The organism is Halobacteriovorax marinus SJ (genome assembly GCF_000210915.2).
Taxonomy (GTDB): Bacteria; Bdellovibrionota; Bacteriovoracia; order Bacteriovoracales; family Bacteriovoracaceae; genus Halobacteriovorax; species Halobacteriovorax marinus.
This window is the reverse complement of sequence record NC_016620.1, coordinates 1614159-1631335: the sequence shown is the minus strand read 5'-3', so window position 1 is coordinate 1631335 and position 17177 is coordinate 1614159. Positions and strand designations below refer to the sequence as shown.

Genomic DNA, 17177 nt, shown 5'->3' with positions numbered 1-17177 from the left:
AAAAGCTCGCTAGTTATTCTTTTTATAATAGAATAACTTTAGTCGGCCTATAAATAAAGTGCTAATTATGCGGCAGTTTTATGATGTTTTTCGCTTGGTCTAGGTAAGAAAACTTCACTTACCCAATACTCTCCTTCAACTTTAAAGTTGAAGCTTCCATCGATATCAGTAACTAGGCTCTGAATACTCTCAAGTCCAAGACCGGATCTTCTCTCTCCCAATTTTCTAACGTTACTTTCAAGAATGATATCTTCCAATTCTTGTTCCAGTTGAAAATCGCTCTCTTTAAGAGAGAGAATTTTATTTTTTACGTTTATATAAAGTCCTTCAGGGCAGTAATCAAAAGTGAATTCAATTAACTTTGATCCCTCTTCTGAGATATTCTTTATTAGGTTATTCATCACTCTGTGAAAGGTTGGGTAGTGAACCACTGCCTTCTTACTTTCTTGATAAGAGAAATCAGAAGCGATATCACCTTTAAAAATAAGGTGACAGTCTATCTCTTCGCTCGAGAGGAAATTCTCTATCAAATTAAAGAGACCCATTTTCGCGAATTCAAAATTTACAAACTCTCCTTCGCCGCCTAGGTCTTTGTGAGCATAACCAAAGTGGTCTCTAATTAGAGTTTGAAAGAGTTTAATTTCATCTGCAACTCTTGTTGTATCAAGAGGGCCTAATCCCTTATTCTCGGCGATCTTTGTTGAGAGAAAAAGACCTAGTCCATGAGTGTGATTAATAATATCGTGAAAGAAGTATCTCTCTTTATTACTAAACTCTTGCTCAAAACTATGCTTGCCAGCTCTTAGTCTTTGGAAGAGATTCTTCTTTTGTCTTAAAAAGAATTCACTACCAAAGTAAACAGTGCCAAGGCACCAGAGACTAAAAATAGTTAGCACCACGCCGTCTTGAAAATTTAAGAAGTTTGACTCTCTCACCCCTTGGAAAATAAAGAATGAACTCAGGCCAATTGCAATAAGAGTCCAACTCTTGCGCTCAGCTCTAGCAGGTGTCCTTCCATCTTGATAGAGGAAGTAATACATTCCTGCTAAGCATGGAAGTATCGCTAAGAATAAAGGAGCTGATGCTTGCAGTGAAAAGCTAAGTCCAATAAAAGAAAAAATTTGAAAAACGAAGAAAGTTGGAACTTCCCATCTATAACTTAGGCTCTCTAAATTTCCTTTGGCATAAATATAGAATTGATAGTGAGCAATGAGAAGAGTTGAAGAGAAGAACTCGAGCGTACCCGCAGATGGTAAGAAATTTAATGCGTAAAAGAGTGCAAAACTTAAGAAGAAAGATTGGCTCAAATAGAGATTGACCAATGTATGAGTTTGCTTAAAATTCTTCTTTGCATATACCATTACAGGGACCCTTATTTATGGCCCCTGTCGGTTATGGCCTACTTTACTGGTTCGTAAATGGCCGCCTCTCCAAGAGCCTCTTCAATTCTTAGAAGTTGGTTATACTTCTCAATACGATCTGATCTTGAAGCTGAACCAGTCTTAATATGACCTGATCCACAAGCAACTGCGAGATCAGCAATAAAAGCGTCTCCCGTTTCACCAGAGCGGTGAGAAATTACGGCTTGGTAATTATTTTTAAATGCGAGATCAATGGCCTCAAATGTTTCAGTTAAAGATCCTATTTGATTGACTTTAACTAAAATAGAGTTGGCCCATTTCTTCTCAATTCCCTCTGCAAGAATTTTCTTATTAGTCACAAAGAGATCGTCACCAATTAAGAGAATCTTCTCAGCTAGGGCCTCATTTAATTTTATCCAACCATTATAGTCAGACTCATCCAAACCATCTTCTATAGAGTAGATCGGATACTTTTCACATAAATCTGAGTAATATTTGACCATTTCTTCACTTGTAAAGCTCTTTCCTTGCATCTTATAGACACCGTCTTTATAGAATTCACTAGCTGCAGAATCCAGTGAGATAGAGATTTCTTCACCTGGTTTATAGCCCGCATTTTTGATGGCCGAAATAATGCAATCAATGGCCTCTTCGTGTGAGCCAAGATTTGGTGCAAAGCCACCTTCGTCTCCCACATTAGTTGAGTAATTTTGTTTGCTAAGGACAGTCTTTAGTGCGTGAAAGATCTCGACACCAGCTCTGAAATTTTCTGAAAATGAAGACTTTAAATGAGGCACAATCATGAATTCTTGAATATCTAAGTTATTTGATGCGTGCTCACCACCGTTAATAATATTCATAAGAGGAGCAGGTAGTCTCATCTTCCCGACTGGATTAGGAATATTTAGTGTTTCACTCATATAAAGGTAAAGCGGCTTTCCACTATCTAGAGCACCTGCCCTACAAGCTGCCATAGAAACAGCTAAAATAGCGTTGGCACCTAGTTTAGATTTATTCTCTGTACCATCTAATTCAAGCATGGCCAGATCTATTTCTCTTTGAGCACATGAGTCCATACCAAGAACAACGTCTTTAATTAATTCATTGATATTGGCAACGGCCTTTCTTACCGACTTACCAACATAGTACGACTTATCTCCATCTCTTAGCTCTAAGGCTTCACGTGAACCAGTAGAAGCACCACTTGGAACGGCAGCTCTTCCCATATTCCCAGCTTCAGTAAAGACATCTACTTCAACAGTAGGATTTCCTCTAGAGTCTAAAATTTGTCTCGCAAATATATTTGTTATCTTTGACATGGTTCCCCCATAGTGATTAAGAAAATAATGAATAGAATTTTACAAGGCCACGGTAGCAATTACTAGGGCAAATTGGAAAAATCTTTGGACACAAAGCGTAGGACATCTTCCTTAGCGGTGCTTGCAAATTGGAATGTCTCAGAATTCTCACCTGAACTTAAATCTAAAAGGGAGAGAACTCTATTGGCCACATAGAGACATGGAGAGAGAACACTTGCTCCTGTAGTTGCTTCAATATACTTAGCAATCAGGGGATAGTGTGTGCAACCAAGAATAAGATGAGAGTAAGAACTCTCCCCCACAAATGATAGCTCTTCCTTAAGTTTTAGATTGAGTTCTTCTTCATTCTTATTAATAAAGAAGTCTTCAACTATTGTAGCAAGTCCTGGAGTGACTTTGTAGAAGAGTCGCTTATCTGGGTCAAGTCTATTAACAAGTTTTTGAAAGCGCTCACTCTTGGACATTAATTCAGTGGTAATAACACAGGCCCTATCACTCTCTTTCCAAGTGTGCTTAGACAATGCATTTACAAATGGCTCTACCCCTACAAACGGAATGGTAAAAGTATTTCTAAGCTCATCAATGGCCACACCTGTTGCCGTATTACAGGCAACGACAATTAAATCTAAATCAAATTTCATGAGTTCATGGCAAAGGTAGTGACAGCGATCGATCACCTCTTTTCTAGATTTATTTCCATAGGGAGCAAAGCCCTGATCAGCAATATAATAGACCTCTAACTCAGGCGCTAGTTCATGAATTTTCTTTAAGATTGAAAATCCTCCAATACCTGAATCAAAAATACCTATAGATAATGCTTTTCTTTGGCCCATTTACTTAATATAGCCTAGAATCATGCCATTGATCAATAAGGTGATAGTGTGGATAGAGTAAAATTTAAAATTCAAGGTAGAACATTTTTTTCGTGGTCATTAGAGCTGCACGTAGAACATATGAATTATGGTAACCACCTCGCCAACGATAAAGTCTTAACACTATGTCATGAGGCCAGAGTGAGGTGGTTGAGAGAAAATAATCACACTGAGCTCGATATAGACGGAAAGGCCCTTATTCAAGCAGATGCCATGATCATGTATAAGTCACAGGGATATGTTGGAGACTCCATTCAAATTGATCTCTCTCTTGGAGAATTTAATTCGAAATCCTTTTCACTCTACTACTCTATTTCCAACACAGAAAGTGGAGCAGAGATAGCAAGAGTTAAAACGGCACTTTTATTTTTTGACTATCAAACTCAGTCCATTACAAGTGCTAGCTCTAGTTTTCTAGACTATTTAAAAGAGATTAAGGAGAGAGAGTTGTGATTAGTAAACTCCTAGGCCTTGGCAATAAATTTTTAAAGAAGTTTGAAGAACAAGTAGACTGTGAACAGCCAATATACTTTAGTGTCGATCTCGATCACAAAGAATTAAAAACGGTCTGGCTCTTTAGTGATGAATCTCAAATAGGACTTAACTATAGTCAAAATAAAACAATTCTAACCAGTAGAGACAAGAAAACAAAGAGCTTTAAAAGTGATCAAAAGCTTAAAGATCTTATTGAGCAACAAATTCAAGAGAAGATACTCACTTCTTTTGAAAGAGCAAAAGAGCTCATCCACCTCTTTCCCAATATTCAAAATCCAGATGACGGGGAGAGAAAAGGCGAAGAGTGGCTCAAGGTTACAAATCATGTCCTTAAAGAGTCTCTAAAAAAAGCTAGCTCTGAAGAGCATCTCAGTATAAATGCAAAAATATTTATGGGTGTAAGGCCTGGTCATCAAGATTATAATATTCGCCTTCAGTGTTATAACCTAGATTATTCACTAACATTTCTAGAGAATGGAAAAATCTATCTCAGTGTTTATGATGACAAGAACTTTGAGCGAGGTCATTCAAAAGAGCCAAGCTATAGTGGAGAATTCTATAATAATCGCCCACTCATTCTAGATGAATTTATCAAACTCATATTTGAAGTTTTTAAGAAAAGTGAATTTAGAATTTTCGACTAAAAGTAATTCCAATATGTGACTCCGGCTCAAGCTTAGTTGATTGCTTTTGTGTGAAGTAGCGATCTTCTTTCTCATCTTTGATGGAAAAACCGACATGAGGTTTAACTTCCCATTTCCCAACTTCAACAGGAAAGGACATCTTAATCCCCGCTTGTTTTTCAGGAGCACTCTTAGTTTCTAAACTTCCACTGGCCCAGAGAGAAACTAATACAAAAGGATTCTCTTTAGTTCCACCGAATAATTCGTTACTATTTAATTCAACCTCTCCACGTACCTTCGCATAGGCATCACTCGTATCTAAAATATTATGACCGAGAGTACCTTCAAGGCGTGATGTACACTTCCAATTTCCAAGATCACTTACCCACTCTCTTCCTAAACCACCATAGAGAGTTAAGTTCACTTCATTGCCTCTGAAATCTTGATTATCATATTGAATATTTCGAGTGGCAGACAATTTATGCCAGGCCTGTTGAATGGGTCCTGATATATTTCCATCATCTGTTATCTGTTCTAACTCAATACCTGCAATGTAATACTTATCTACGTCGTACTTCTTTCTTAAACTTAAGTCTAAGCGGTTTCTCTCGATAAGGTTTTGTAGAAACTCTCCCTCATCATTTATATAAAACCTATTTTCCTCTGCTTCATTTAATTCCGTAAAGATTACAGATTCAAAACTTGTTCTAAACTCTCCCTCATCGCCAACTAACTTATAGTCAATATTTAGGCCAAAGGTTCTTCCCCTATCATTCCCATCTCCACCACCTCCTAATGCTCCATAAACCCCATGCAGGTGATTGTCATTGGTAGTATTTATAGTAAGAGAGCTGGATTTTATTTCTCCAAGAAGTGAGTAATCATCCCAATACTCTCCTTCAAAAGATGGAACTTTCTGTGAGCCAATAGACGCACTAACCCCTTCTGGCATTTCACACTCACAATAAATTGTTTCTTCATGCTTTGGTTTTGGGATAATATTTGTGACTTGGCCATTCTCTTCGTTACATTCAACTTCAGGCTCGCTAAGGGCCTCACTTGCAACTTTAGATAATGCAATAGAGGTAGCAATGAGCTCTTCGTCACTGGCGGGCTTTAGAGAATCATTAAAATTCTTTGATAGAGTCGTTTTATGCTCTTTGGGAATTCCCAATTCATCTAAATCTTCGAGCATACTCTCTAGATTCTGCCTGGAGTTCACAGGGAAGAACTTAATAAACTTTCCGTCTTTAAAGAGTCCCTGACCACTAGCGCCCCTAGCTTTTAGCTCATATTTCTTATCATCAACACGGAAAGTAATATCCGAAGCTAGGAGATTTGTTGATGTAAATAAAAAAAACATAAATGACAATTTCTTCATTAATCTCACCTTACCCGAGCTAATTGATCGGCTAAAAGGCAAGAAATCTTTAATTGTCTTTAGTTGCTCACATAAATTCAACGACTTAAATAGTGTCATAAAGATAGATAGGCAGTGTAAATTGTACACACCACAATGCGGCGCACAACACATTCCTATACAATCGATCTAAATAAAAATGAATTGAAAACAGATTTCAGCAATGGAGCCTTACGTGAAAAAGAAATTAATGATCCCACTCCTACTAAGTACTATGACATTTTCGATGGCCTCTAGTGCACAGGAAGTAGAACCTATTTACTTAGGTGATGACTTTACTATTGAGTACGATGCAGAGGTAAACACAAACCTAGTGGATGCTAGAGCTAACGGGACAGGAATTAATTTAGAAGGTTCTTACGTTTCACTGGCCACTGAGTGGAGAGAGAAAGTTCGTCTTGTACTTACTGGTAAGCTCGAAGAAATGTTTCAAAATAACGATGTTCAATTAAACGAAGATTTCGATTTAGGAGCATTTGTTTCAGAAGCGTATATTGAAATTAGAGAAGTTGGTGGAACTCCTATTGCAATCATTGTAGGTAAGCAACCTATTCCATTTGGTCAAAATGTTCAAGCCATGCCAATGTTTAGAAGTAACCCACTTGTAGAGTTACAAGAGATTGATGAGGTCTATGGTTTAACTGTAGATCTGACAGAAGGTCTTCTAGGACTATTTGATCAAGTAGAAATTTCGGCTTTTGAATCAGAAGCTGGAGATATGGAAATTGGAAAGATAGATGGAATGTCTATTAGAATGAGTAAGATGCTTACAGAGCAGTGGCTCCTAACGGCATCACATTCAAGACAGGGTAATGACCATTTAAATTCAGGAACGGAAAAGAGAACAAGTATTGGCCTTATCGGGGAATCAGAAGACGGAAGTCTTGTCGGTTGGGTAGAAGGTGTTCTCTTTTCAAATAACCCAGAATATCCAAACTCAGATTTTGCCATCACTGTTGGTGGTCAATACCAAATTGCTGAATCAACTGCTGTGGTTGTTGAATATAATTATGTTGAAGAAGAGCTTCACCAAATTGGAGCTGGTGTCAAGACAGAGCTAACAAGAAACCTCTCTGTTGGGGCTGAGGTTAGATATACAAATTACGTAGATCAAAGAGATAGCGACTTAAGTTTTGGAATCACTTTCACATACCGTTTTGGAAATACTGGCTATAGTGAAAATGAAAACTACCTCTTTGGAGCAGAATAATAATTAATTAAGAGAGAAGAATTATGAAGAGAATCGCCACACTCATATGCTTAACAGGAATTCTAGCCTCACCTTTTACTAGTGCAAGAGAGAAAGAGCTCATTGCGTGGAAAGTAACAAGTGTTGGAAATGAAGTCATCACAAATTATGACGTAGATCAATTTATTGAGCATACACAAATTAGCGATTCTCTAAAAACGATTCTCTTTAAAAGAGCAAATAAGAACTACTCTGAGTATCAAAAGCTAAAGAGTGAAATTGCTAAAAAGAATTTTAATAAGTCTGCTGGTCAGCTCATCTATGCGCATATGATGCAAAAAGACCATCAAAGAAAACATGGTAGTAAGCGTGTCGCCTTTAAAGTTACAGAAGACACTTTCTACAAAGCTATTCAAGATAATGAGACAAAAGTTCTAAGACATCTTCTTGACACAGGAATTGGAATCGTAAAATCGAGAGAACAATTTGGAGAATTCCTTATCTCTCAGGCCTACCCTCACCAAAGTGGTGAGTCAGCAACTGATGTCTATTGGCGTTGGTACGAAGACCAAAAGGCTCGTATTAAAACTGAGCTATTTTTAAAAGAAGTAAAGAATTATGAAGCTTATATTGCTCTTAGAAATCAAAAATACTATCACACTGACTACTTAGCTCTAAATGACCGTTACAAAGACTTAAGAGCTCAGGTGGCCAAGAATATTGAAAATAAGAAATTAACACACCAAGCACTTTACACACTTTTAAATCAAAATAGTGACTGGAAAATTGTTGTTAAAGAAATTAGCAATACACAAATCGATAGCTCTCCAGTTAGAAATATCAAGAAAGACTTCCCACTGCAAAATAGAGCTGATGAAATACTTCATAATATCACTGAGAAGAATTGGGAAAGAGCAACGAGCTATCACAAAAAGAGTGAGGAGATTCTTAAGAAGAATTTAACTACTGAGCAGCTCAATGACTTAGCAAAGAAGTATACTGAGATCTACATCAAAGATAAGTCTAACTTTGCAAGCTATATGAGTGCACTCATTGCTAAATTAGCTGCTAAGTCTAAAGAGTCATCGTTAGAAAAATCAATTAGTGAGATGGCAAAAGGGATTAATGACTCTCTAAGAGAAGAAACGATTAAATTTAAAAATCAAATTATTGCTAGCTCTGATTCTAAAGAAGTATTAAGCGAAGCCCTTGAGACACACCTAATGAGTGCTCTTAATTATGAAAACTTAAATGAAGTTGAAAAAGCTTTGGTTGAGCTCTCTGTTTTTTCAATTAAGTTTCAAATAAGAAAGCAGGCCTTTGAAAGTACTTTACCAGTAAGAGTAGAATTTGCTGAGTACACTGATTTTAAGACAAATGATGCTCTAAGAAATCTACTTAAGCACGAATGGATGCAAAAGGAATTTAAGAGTTATGTACAAGATCAACTTCTATTCAATACAGAGTATATGACAATTAGAACTGGTGAACATGATTTCTTAACACCAGAAGAGAAAATTGATCTCATATTTGGTAAAGACTTTAGAAGATAGGCCTAGAAAAAGAGTAAGTTTTTTACTCTTTTTTTGTTTTCTCTTTAAGAAATTTAACTATAATTACAAATATGAAAGTTGATGTAGATATTGATAAATTCTCCCAATCTTATTTATTAAAGTTTGAAGTTAAGAACTTTAAATCTCCTGATGATTATAAGATGGCCGTCACCACTGTGACTTGTTTCTCTAACGATTATGACCTTGATCCTGAACTCGATCATGAAGATATGAGAGAAATCGTAGAAAAGACCATTGAATTAGAAAAAGACTTCTTTGTTTTTGAAATTAATGACGAAGGTATCGAAGTCGATATCTAAGCGGCATCCTTCTTCAACTTATTGAGCCAATCCGGAGCAATGAAATTACTCTTTGGAAATGGTAATTTATTGACAACGATATCTTCGAAGAAACTTGGTACATAATTACAAGGAACCATTTCTCCAATATACTTTCCAGTCTCAGGATCTTTTCCCGTCTGAACCCAGCGAAAGATATCACGACTTATATAATTACCATGTTCATCGATACCAAGAATTTCAGAAATATGAGACGTTCTACGTCCCCCATCATGGTAACGGCTACATTGAACAACAATTTGCATCGCTGAGCCTACCATTTTTCTAACAGCATCAGGTGGTATTTTTGTATCACCCATTAAGCAGAGAGTCTCAAGTCTGGTACAGGCATCTTCAGGATTATTTGCGTGCACTGTTCCCATTGAACCATCGTGACCGGTATTCATAACCTGAATCAGATCTAGGGCCTCATCACCCCTAACTTCCCCAACTATAATTCTATCCGGCCTAAGTCTCATGGAGCTGATCACGAGATCTCTAATCGTAACCTCAGTTGTCCCCTTAGTCGGATCAGCCTTTCTTGTTTCAAAGTTTACTACGTGTTCCGCCTTAACTTGAAGCTCGGCCGCATCTTCAATAATAATTAATCGCTGAGTCTTAGGGATTCTAGATCCAAGAACATTGAGCATAGTCGTCTTACCAGAACCAGTTCCGCCAGAGACAATTAAGTTCTTACCAAGATAAATACAAATATCTAAAAATCTCGCAGCATCTTTTGAGAGAGATCCAAATTTAATAAGGTCATTAATCGTTAACTTTTCTTTAGAGAATTTTCTAATGGCAACAGTCGTTCCATTCTTTGACATAGGAGGAAGAACAGCGTGAATTCTTGAACCATCAGGAAGTCTTGCATCTAGACGTGGGTTATCGTCGTCAAAGACTCTCCCCACAGACTGAGCAATTGCTCTCATGGCCGAAATCAGTGCATCTTCACTATGAAATGTATTTGGAACTTTAAAGACTAGACCTTTCTTTTCAACAAAGATTTCGCTTGGACCATTAATCATAACCTCAGAAACACCTTCGTCTTCGAGGAGGTCTACAATTGGTGCAAGAAACGATGATATAGCATCACTAAAAACTGATGACATTCTAACCCTTTGTTAAAAGTCTATTCTACACCTACTATTCGTCTCTTGGGCGCCAAATCTTTACTCTTTTTTCAGAGGCGATCTCTCTGCGGATACGCTCACGGCGCACTAATGGGTGCTCTTGAACAACAATTTTTCCTTTAATTCCCCCCACGGGACAATTAATTTCATAGACCCCTGGTGTGGAGAAAACAATAGTGCTTTCAGACACTTGGCCCTTATTTGCTGAAAGGAAAACACTCTTATTGGGAATGGTAAGACAACTAGGTTTATTGGTCGTAGACGTGACGAATAAGTTCAAAGTCTCACCACTAAAGAGATGAATAACATTGGGATAAAATCCTTCATGAGTCACAATTACAGATTGTAATCTCTTTGGATTATTGAATTTTTCGCCTTGTAAATATGTCTCTTCTAGAGAGTACACATTTAAGGAAGCTAAGAATGTAAGTAAAATTGCTAGATTTTTAATAACCTACTCCTTTGATTAGTTATCGGTGGAGTAGGTTAAATACTTTAGCTTATGCGTTGGTTATTTTATAACTTTACGAATTTATTAAATTTTCTAGGGCCTCTTTTAGCCTCACATCACTGGCCTCTACATCTGGGAAGAATCTAGAAACAACTTCGCCGTCCTTAGAGACAAGGAATTTCTCAAAGTTCCACTTAATATCTTCTTCTCCACCTGTAATTAGGCCTTTCTCTGTGAGAAGCGTTTCAAACTTTCCATCTTCATTCTTTGTATAATCAACTTTAGCATTAGTTAATTCCTTATAAAGTTCGTGCTGTCCCTCACCTTTAACAATAATTTTTGAGTTAACAGGAAATGTTACATTATAAGTTAGAGAACAAAAGCTTTGGATTTCTTCATCACTTCCTGGCTCCTGCCCAAGGAATTCATTGGCAGGGAAGGCCAAAATTTCTAGACCTTTGTCTTTATACTCTGAGTAAAGAGATTGAAGACCTTCATACTGTGGTGTTAGGCCGCACTTTGAAGCCACGTTAACGATGAGATACGCCTTAGCATCAAAGTCTTTAATGCTGACTTCTTCATTCTTATTATTCTTAAATTTAATATCTAGTAAATTGCTCATATGCCCTCCATTTAGTTTGCATACAAATTATATTTCAAAACTCCACCCCTTGCAACTAATTTGTATACAAAGTATAATAAAGCTATGAATTACGATAACCTCAAGCTTAAGAATCAAATTTGCCATAGACTCTATATGGCCTCCAATGCCATGACACGGGTTTACCGACCAATGTTGGCAGAGCTTGATCTAACTTACCCCCAATACGTCGTGCTCATGGCCTTGTGGGAAAAGGACTCTATCCCTATTCAGGAACTTATAGAGATGACCGGTATCGATGCTGGCTCCCTTAGCCTAATGCTCACTAAATTAGAGAAGAAGAAAATTATAAAGATTCATAAAGATAAAGAAGATAAGAGAAAGCGCATCATCAATCTAAGCGAGAAAGGGCTCTCCCTAAAGGATAAGGCACTCTCTGTCCCACAGAAAATGTGGTCTTGCTTAGAGTCCCTAGACTATGAGAACGGTCTCAAGCTCATTGAACTCTTAGATAAGATGAATTGCGACTTAGCAAAGAGCGAATAACTTATATTATTTTCAGTATCTCTCACTCCAACCGTGACAAAACCCTAACAAAACCCTAATCTTAGCCTAACAATACAAATTATCTAGGTGGAAAATTGGAAGCATTTAAAATCATCTACACCGTCCTTGGTGGACTTGGTATTTTCTTTTACGGCATGAAGAATATGTCCGAAGGCCTACAGTCAGTGGCCGGAGATGTCGTTAAAACTGCGATTAATACAATTACAAAGAATAGAATTTCAGCAGTCATTGTTGGAACACTAGTCACTATCCTTGTTCAAAGTTCATCGGTGACAACTGTTATGGTGGTAGGCTTTGTAAACGCAGGCCTTATGAACTTGACCCAGGCCATAGGCGTGATCTTAGGGGCCAATGTCGGGACAACAATCACGGGTTGGATCATCTCTATTAAGATTGGAAAGTATGGTCTCCTTCTCATAGGACTAGGAATCTTTCCCCTACTCTTTGGAAAAACTAATAAAGCGAGACAAATAGGGAGAATCCTCTTTAGTGTTGGGATGATTTTCTTTGGACTAGACATAATGTCTGCCGCCTTTAAACCTCTTAGAACAATGCCAGAATTTCTGGATATGATTAGCTACTTTTCTGCACAAAATTACAGCTCTTATTTTGCCTGTATTATTGTAGGTTGTATTCTTACAGTAGTGATTCAATCCTCTTCGGCCATGCTAGGTATTACTATGGCCATGGCCACAAGTGGTGTCATTGAATTTCACACAGCGGCAGCACTCGTTCTTGGAGAAAATATCGGTACGACAATTACAGCACTACTTGCAAGTGTTGGAGCTAACGTCACGGCAAAGAGATCGGCAAGGGCCCACGCAATTTTCAATGCTCTTGGTGTACTTATCGTCTTTAGCTTCTTTCCTATCTATGTAAACTTCATCGACTGGGTTGTTCCGGGCGAGGCCAATCTAAGAAATGCCGCTGGAGAATTTGAAAATATTGCTGTTCACATTGCTACAGGACATACAATCTTTAATGTCACAGCTACAATTATTTTTATTCCTCTCTTAGGAATACTCGCTAGAGTTGTTACAAAGATCACACCAGACAATGGTCAAAAAGAACAGCATCATCTAGTCATGCTCTCAGATCCAAGTACAATGGTTGCAGCGACGGCCTTGGCCCAAGCAGATTTAGAGATGAATAAATTAAAAGATATTATGGGAAGACTCTATGCCCTGGCAGATGAATTATTTCTAGGTGATACAAAGAAGTCATATTCTGATCTCATTATTAAGGCCAAGGACTACGAGTCCATTACTGATAATATTCAAAAAGAAGTCACTATCTATACAGTGAAATTAATGGAGAGCCCACTAAGTGAAAAGGAATCTATTCACGCTAGAGGAATTCTTAAAGAAGTGGATGAGCTTGAAAGTATTGCAGACTATATAGAGAAATTAGTTAGCTATAGTGAGAGAACACCTATTAAGAAAATGCTAAAAGGCGAAGTTAGAGAAGAGTTCATCAAGTACTACAAAGAAGTGAAGACCTTCTATGAAGATACTATCAAAGGTGCTAGCGAGGCAGAGTTAGATCTCAGTGTTGTAATGAGAAAATCAGAACAACTAAGGCTTACGGCAGAAAGTATTAGGGCGAAACACTTGGAGAGAATTTCAAAAGGTGAATTCGATGCTCTTGGCGCTCTTACATACTCAGATATGATTGTGGCCCTTAGAAAAATTAGAAGCCATACACAGAATGTGGCCCATGCTTATAGTTAGTCTTCGTCTTTAGTGATCTTTTTTGAATCGTTAATTTTCTGACTATCAATATCTTCTCCCTGATCATCTATTAGATCTTCAGGGGGAAAAAGCCTCTTCAAGTCCTCGTCCAATTGCTCTCTTGCATGTAGGGCAGCATCGCCAGCTAAATCGATGGGTTTAACAGGAGTGTAGTCCTCTGCTGAGCCAACTCTGGTGAAATCGTTGTGATACTCACCCTCTTTCCACTCTCTCTCTTTCACATCCTTCATTTTCTCTCTACGATCTTTTGCACTAAAAGAAGGAGCAACCATAATAACGATGACTGCTGCAAGAATGAGAAACGAAAGAAGTGCCTCTCTCTGGGTAGTCGAATAAAATTGATAAGACATCAAGTAAAATAGTAGAAAGAAAGAATAGATTGAAGCAATAATTTTAAACATCAAATAATGGGCTTGAGCTTAACTTCATCCAAAGTTTTTTGAACAGTTGAAGTAATAGCATCTTGATTGAGAGAATCTCCATAAATAAGATACTCTTTACTAGTTAAAAGTGTTTTAAACTTCTTAGTTTCATCTTTGGTTTGAGCAACTCCCCCATCAAAGGAAACTTTCTTAACTTTAAATAAATAATTCAATTCAATATCACTACCACTTGTTGCAAAGGAGAGCTTAAAATTAGCGATAGAGCTATATTCTTTTGTACTAGGAAGTATAATCTGAGCTTCCAAAGAGTTCTTCTTTGATTTTAAACTCTTCACTTTAAAGCGCATGAAATTCTCAAGGACCTCTAGAATCTCACTTATAATTTTAGAAGGACCTACTCGAAGGGCCATTAGATCTCCCTCTAAGAGTTGATCTTTCTTGGCACAGACTAGATATGGTCCACTAGATTTTTCACTTATAGGAGAATTCTCATCTAGCTTGAATGAAAAACTTGTATCACTTCCCTCTAGTACAACTTCATCAACAACAACTAATCCTTTCACGTCACCTTTTTGGATCTTCTTAAGATCTCCATTACACAAGTAAATAGAGAATTTAGAGAAATCAACTTCTTCGTTGGAGTGATTGGAAATTGAAATACTTCCATTAACTGGATCACCTTGCTTCCAATTCTCACCTTCAATCTCAAGTGCGAACTCAAGTGGTTTTCTAAAAAATGTTGATTTCATAAATGTCCTAGAAAGAAAGAGGCCCACTACTTAGTGGGCCTAGAATAGAAATTAAAGATTTGAGTTAACAAAATCCCAATTTACAAGCTTCCAGAAAGCTTCAATATAGTTAGGACGTGCATTTCTATAATCAACATAGTAAGCGTGCTCCCAAACATCAATTGTCATTAGGGCCTTCTTACCATGCTTCATTGGAGTATCAGCATTTGCAGTGTTGAAGATTTCTAACTCTCCACCTTCTTCTACAAGCCAAGTCCAACCAGAACCAAAGTTAGTTGCAGCTGCATTTGTAAAGTCCTCTTGGAATTTTTCAAAAGATCCCCACTTTGCATTAATCTTCTCAGCAACTGCACCAGTAGCAGCACCACCAGCGTTTGGAGCAAGACAATTCCAGTAGAAAGAGTGATTCCAAACTTGAGCAGCATTATTAAAAAGTCCACCTTCAGACTTCATAATTGTTTCTTCAAGAGTCATCGACTCATATTCAGTACCTGGAATAGCAGCATTTAATTTTGTTAAGTAAGCATTGTGGTGTTTACCATAGTGAAAGCTAATTGTTTCAGCACTAATGTGTGGTTCAAGTGCATTGTCTGCCCAAGGCAGTTTTGGTAATTCGTGTGCCATAAAAGACTCCTTTCTTAATAAATTAATCAGTTAAATAACTATAGACCTAAGCTCTCTCATATTCCAAGTAAATAACATAATAATGTCCATATATTGACATTAAGCCCATTTAATAGCAATTTTAGTGGAGATAAAATGTCAAGATATAGACATAGGGGGTGAGAATGTCTCAGAACGAACTAGATATCAATGCTTTTAACTCTTATATTTCGCACAATATTAAATTCCTAAGGGCCAAGAGAAATTATACTCAAAAACAACTCTCAGAAGTCTCTGGCATTCCTAGAACAACATTGACCAATATAGAAAGTGGAGAAGGAAACCCATCCCTTTCAAATATTATAAAATTGGCCAAGGCCTTAAACGTAAGTATCGACCTTCTTGTCTCGGCACCTAGGCCAGAGACTATACTTTTAAAAGAAAATGAACTGCCACTAGAAATTAAAGGTGGTGCTAGCATAACAAAGCTATTACCCGAGAAAATTAAAGGACTAGATATAGACCGAGTGAAATTAGATCCAGGACAAACTTTTAGAGGAACCCCTCACCTTGCTGGTACGAGAGAGTATATGACAGTGATAAAGGGAGAGATAGTTATAAGAATGAATGGAGAGAAATTTCACCTTCTACAAAATGACGTCCTTGCTTTTCCAGGTGATGTTCATCACTCCTACGAGAATCCTCTAGCGAGTGAGTCAAGTTATATGAGTATCGTTGTACCAAGCTAGATGGTTAAGTCGGAACTATTCTTTTTTAGAGGTGACCTTAGAGGCTTAGGCTTCTTTGGACTAGTACTAGCATCAGCTTTTCCAATTTTAGGAAAAATGACAGTGAAGAGATTCTCTTTATTTTCATAGCGAACTCTGGAAGCATCTATATCTCTAGGTAGAGAAACCTTTAACTCTACGAGAGTCTTGCTGATATTCTTATGTCCATTGGTATTAGTTTCTTTAATGAAAGTACCTTTGATTTCAAAATTTCCGTCTTTAATTTCAATTTTTGTGGGTGCCTCTTCATCCAAGCGTCCACTAAATTTTAAAATACGCTCACTTTCACTTTCACTCCAACTATAGGCACTACGCTGCCCTCCAAACATTTGTAATTGGAGTAGAAGGTTCTTATTAAAAAATTGATTATACTCTTCAAGTTGAATTTGATCTAAGGCCTCCATATCCTTTTGCATTTGCTGCATCATCTTTTCATATTGTTCAAGGGCACTACCAGAGAGTATATCTCTAAAGTCTTGAGGCATTTGGGCAAGAGTTGGAAAAATAAAAAAAAGTAAAACTAGAACCTTCACTTAACTTAAAACCTTGGAAATTATTTGATCTACCTTAGCAGCGAAAATAAAATCACTCTCTACTAGATCATCTATTTTATGTGTCCAGATTTCAATGTCAATATGACCAAAGCCAATAGTCAGCTCAGGGTGATGCCACTGCTCTTCGGCAAGGGCACCTATAGCGGCAGCGAGGGCCAAAGGAGTTGCAAAGTCTTTAAACTTTGTACTTCTATAAAGCCTTGTTTCATTGTGGGTGAATTCCCATTCGCCATCGATTTGTGTTTTTAACTTTCTCTTTAAAACAATATCAAGAGGAGGAATATCACCTGAACACGGAATACATTTCTTTTCGTTTAGATTTTCCATGAGAAAATTATAGCATAAGTAAACACTTAAATATTGAAGAATTCATCATATTTAAGGGGCGAAAACTGTCTAGATATTTGACAGTGGTGTAAAAATAGCA

20 protein-coding genes are annotated in these 17177 nt (G+C 37.3%); 8 read left to right on the top strand and 12 right to left on the bottom strand.

What is annotated here, in order from left to right; genetic code table 11:
* Positions 1–65 precede the first annotated feature (65 nt).
* The 3 genes from BMS_RS07825 to murI form a co-directional block, all read right to left on the bottom strand.
* On the bottom strand, positions 66–1361 hold the full coding sequence (locus BMS_RS07825; RefSeq protein WP_014244269.1) for an ATP-binding protein: 1296 nt from the start codon (positions 1359–1361) through the stop codon (positions 66–68).
* Positions 1362–1399: 38 nt separating this feature from the next.
* Positions 1400–2680: a phosphopyruvate hydratase gene (gene eno / locus BMS_RS07820; RefSeq protein ID WP_014244268.1), complete on the bottom strand. Its 1281-nt coding sequence runs from the start codon at positions 2678–2680 to the stop codon at positions 1400–1402.
* 62 nt (positions 2681–2742) lie between these two features.
* The gene (murI, locus tag BMS_RS07815; protein ID WP_014244267.1) at positions 2743–3513 is read right to left on the bottom strand and encodes a glutamate racemase; all 771 of its coding nucleotides are present in this window, start codon (positions 3511–3513) and stop codon (positions 2743–2745) included.
* Between the two features lie 48 nt (positions 3514–3561).
* On the opposite strand from murI, the gene BMS_RS07810 reads away from it, so the two are divergent.
* Positions 3562–4005, top strand: coding sequence for an acyl-CoA thioesterase (locus tag BMS_RS07810; RefSeq protein WP_014244266.1), 444 nt, complete (start codon positions 3562–3564; stop codon positions 4003–4005).
* Entirely contained in the window at positions 4002–4691 is a 690-nt protein-coding gene (locus BMS_RS07805) for a hypothetical protein (RefSeq protein WP_014244265.1), read from the top strand. Before BMS_RS07810 ends, BMS_RS07805 begins: the two co-directional genes overlap by 4 nt.
* Here the strand turns inward: BMS_RS07805 and BMS_RS07800 are convergent.
* On the bottom strand, positions 4675–6051 hold the full coding sequence (locus BMS_RS07800; RefSeq protein ID WP_044557409.1) for a COMM domain-containing protein: 1377 nt from the start codon (positions 6049–6051) through the stop codon (positions 4675–4677). The two genes, BMS_RS07805 and BMS_RS07800, sit on opposite strands and share 17 nt — an antisense overlap.
* A 214-nt stretch (positions 6052–6265) precedes the next feature.
* Here BMS_RS07800 and BMS_RS07795 point away from each other — a divergent pair, with 214 nt between their 5' ends.
* The 3 genes from BMS_RS07795 to BMS_RS07785 all read left to right on the top strand — a co-directional run bounded on the left by BMS_RS07795 (position 6266) and on the right by BMS_RS07785 (position 9152).
* Complete coding sequence (locus BMS_RS07795) at positions 6266–7300, top strand: hypothetical protein (protein WP_044557408.1); 1035 nt, start codon at positions 6266–6268, stop codon at positions 7298–7300.
* A gap of 23 nt (positions 7301–7323) precedes the next feature.
* On the top strand, positions 7324–8832 hold the full coding sequence (locus BMS_RS07790) for a hypothetical protein (RefSeq protein WP_014244262.1): 1509 nt from the start codon (positions 7324–7326) through the stop codon (positions 8830–8832).
* A gap of 71 nt (positions 8833–8903) precedes the next feature.
* Positions 8904–9152: a hypothetical protein gene (locus BMS_RS07785; RefSeq protein ID WP_044557407.1), complete on the top strand. Its 249-nt coding sequence runs from the start codon at positions 8904–8906 to the stop codon at positions 9150–9152.
* On the opposite strand, the gene BMS_RS07780 is transcribed toward BMS_RS07785, so the two are convergent.
* The 3 genes from BMS_RS07780 to BMS_RS07770 form a co-directional block, all read right to left on the bottom strand.
* Positions 9149–10282 (bottom strand): CpaF family protein, encoded by a 1134-nt coding sequence (locus BMS_RS07780; protein WP_014244261.1) that lies wholly within the window; start codon positions 10280–10282, stop codon positions 9149–9151. The genes BMS_RS07785 and BMS_RS07780 overlap by 4 nt on opposite strands.
* 34 nt (positions 10283–10316) lie before the next feature.
* Positions 10317–10709, bottom strand: a complete 393-nt coding sequence (locus BMS_RS07775; RefSeq protein ID WP_014244260.1) for a cupredoxin domain-containing protein — start codon at positions 10707–10709, stop codon at positions 10317–10319.
* 118 nt (positions 10710–10827) lie between these two features.
* Positions 10828–11376: a glutathione peroxidase gene (locus tag BMS_RS07770; RefSeq protein ID WP_014244259.1), complete on the bottom strand. Its 549-nt coding sequence runs from the start codon at positions 11374–11376 to the stop codon at positions 10828–10830.
* Positions 11377–11460: 84 nt separating this feature from the next.
* Between BMS_RS07770 and BMS_RS07765 the strand changes: the two genes are divergently transcribed.
* Together BMS_RS07765 and BMS_RS07760 are read left to right on the top strand one after the other, a co-directional pair.
* Positions 11461–11901, top strand: a complete 441-nt coding sequence (locus tag BMS_RS07765) for a MarR family winged helix-turn-helix transcriptional regulator (RefSeq protein ID WP_014244258.1) — start codon at positions 11461–11463, stop codon at positions 11899–11901.
* A gap of 95 nt (positions 11902–11996) precedes the next feature.
* Positions 11997–13652 (top strand): Na/Pi cotransporter family protein, encoded by a 1656-nt coding sequence (locus BMS_RS07760; protein WP_014244257.1) that lies wholly within the window; start codon positions 11997–11999, stop codon positions 13650–13652.
* Here BMS_RS07760 and BMS_RS07755 read toward each other — a convergent pair.
* Genes BMS_RS07755 through BMS_RS07745 form a run of 3 tightly spaced genes read right to left on the bottom strand, consistent with a single transcriptional unit; the run spans position 13649 to position 15429 of the window.
* Positions 13649–14023, bottom strand: a complete 375-nt coding sequence (locus tag BMS_RS07755; protein WP_157868257.1) for a hypothetical protein — start codon at positions 14021–14023, stop codon at positions 13649–13651. The two genes, BMS_RS07760 and BMS_RS07755, sit on opposite strands and share 4 nt — an antisense overlap.
* Before the next feature lie 50 nt (positions 14024–14073).
* The gene (locus BMS_RS07750) at positions 14074–14805 is read right to left on the bottom strand and encodes a hypothetical protein (RefSeq protein ID WP_044557405.1); all 732 of its coding nucleotides are present in this window, start codon (positions 14803–14805) and stop codon (positions 14074–14076) included.
* A 51-nt stretch (positions 14806–14856) separates the two neighbouring features.
* The gene (locus BMS_RS07745; RefSeq protein ID WP_014244254.1) at positions 14857–15429 is read right to left on the bottom strand and encodes a superoxide dismutase; all 573 of its coding nucleotides are present in this window, start codon (positions 15427–15429) and stop codon (positions 14857–14859) included.
* 164 nt (positions 15430–15593) lie between these two features.
* Here BMS_RS07745 and BMS_RS07740 point away from each other — a divergent pair, with 164 nt between their 5' ends.
* Positions 15594–16157: a helix-turn-helix domain-containing protein gene (locus tag BMS_RS07740; RefSeq protein WP_044557404.1), complete on the top strand. Its 564-nt coding sequence runs from the start codon at positions 15594–15596 to the stop codon at positions 16155–16157.
* Here the strand turns inward: BMS_RS07740 and BMS_RS07735 are convergent.
* Both BMS_RS07735 and BMS_RS07730 read right to left on the bottom strand, forming a co-directional pair.
* The gene (locus tag BMS_RS07735) at positions 16154–16729 is read right to left on the bottom strand and encodes an Hsp20/alpha crystallin family protein (RefSeq protein ID WP_014244252.1); all 576 of its coding nucleotides are present in this window, start codon (positions 16727–16729) and stop codon (positions 16154–16156) included. The two genes, BMS_RS07740 and BMS_RS07735, sit on opposite strands and share 4 nt — an antisense overlap.
* Positions 16730–17077 carry a 4a-hydroxytetrahydrobiopterin dehydratase gene (locus BMS_RS07730; RefSeq protein ID WP_014244251.1) on the bottom strand — a complete coding sequence of 116 codons (348 nt, stop codon included), beginning with the start codon at positions 17075–17077 and terminating at the stop codon, positions 16730–16732.
* Between the last annotated feature and the right edge of the window lie 100 nt (positions 17078–17177).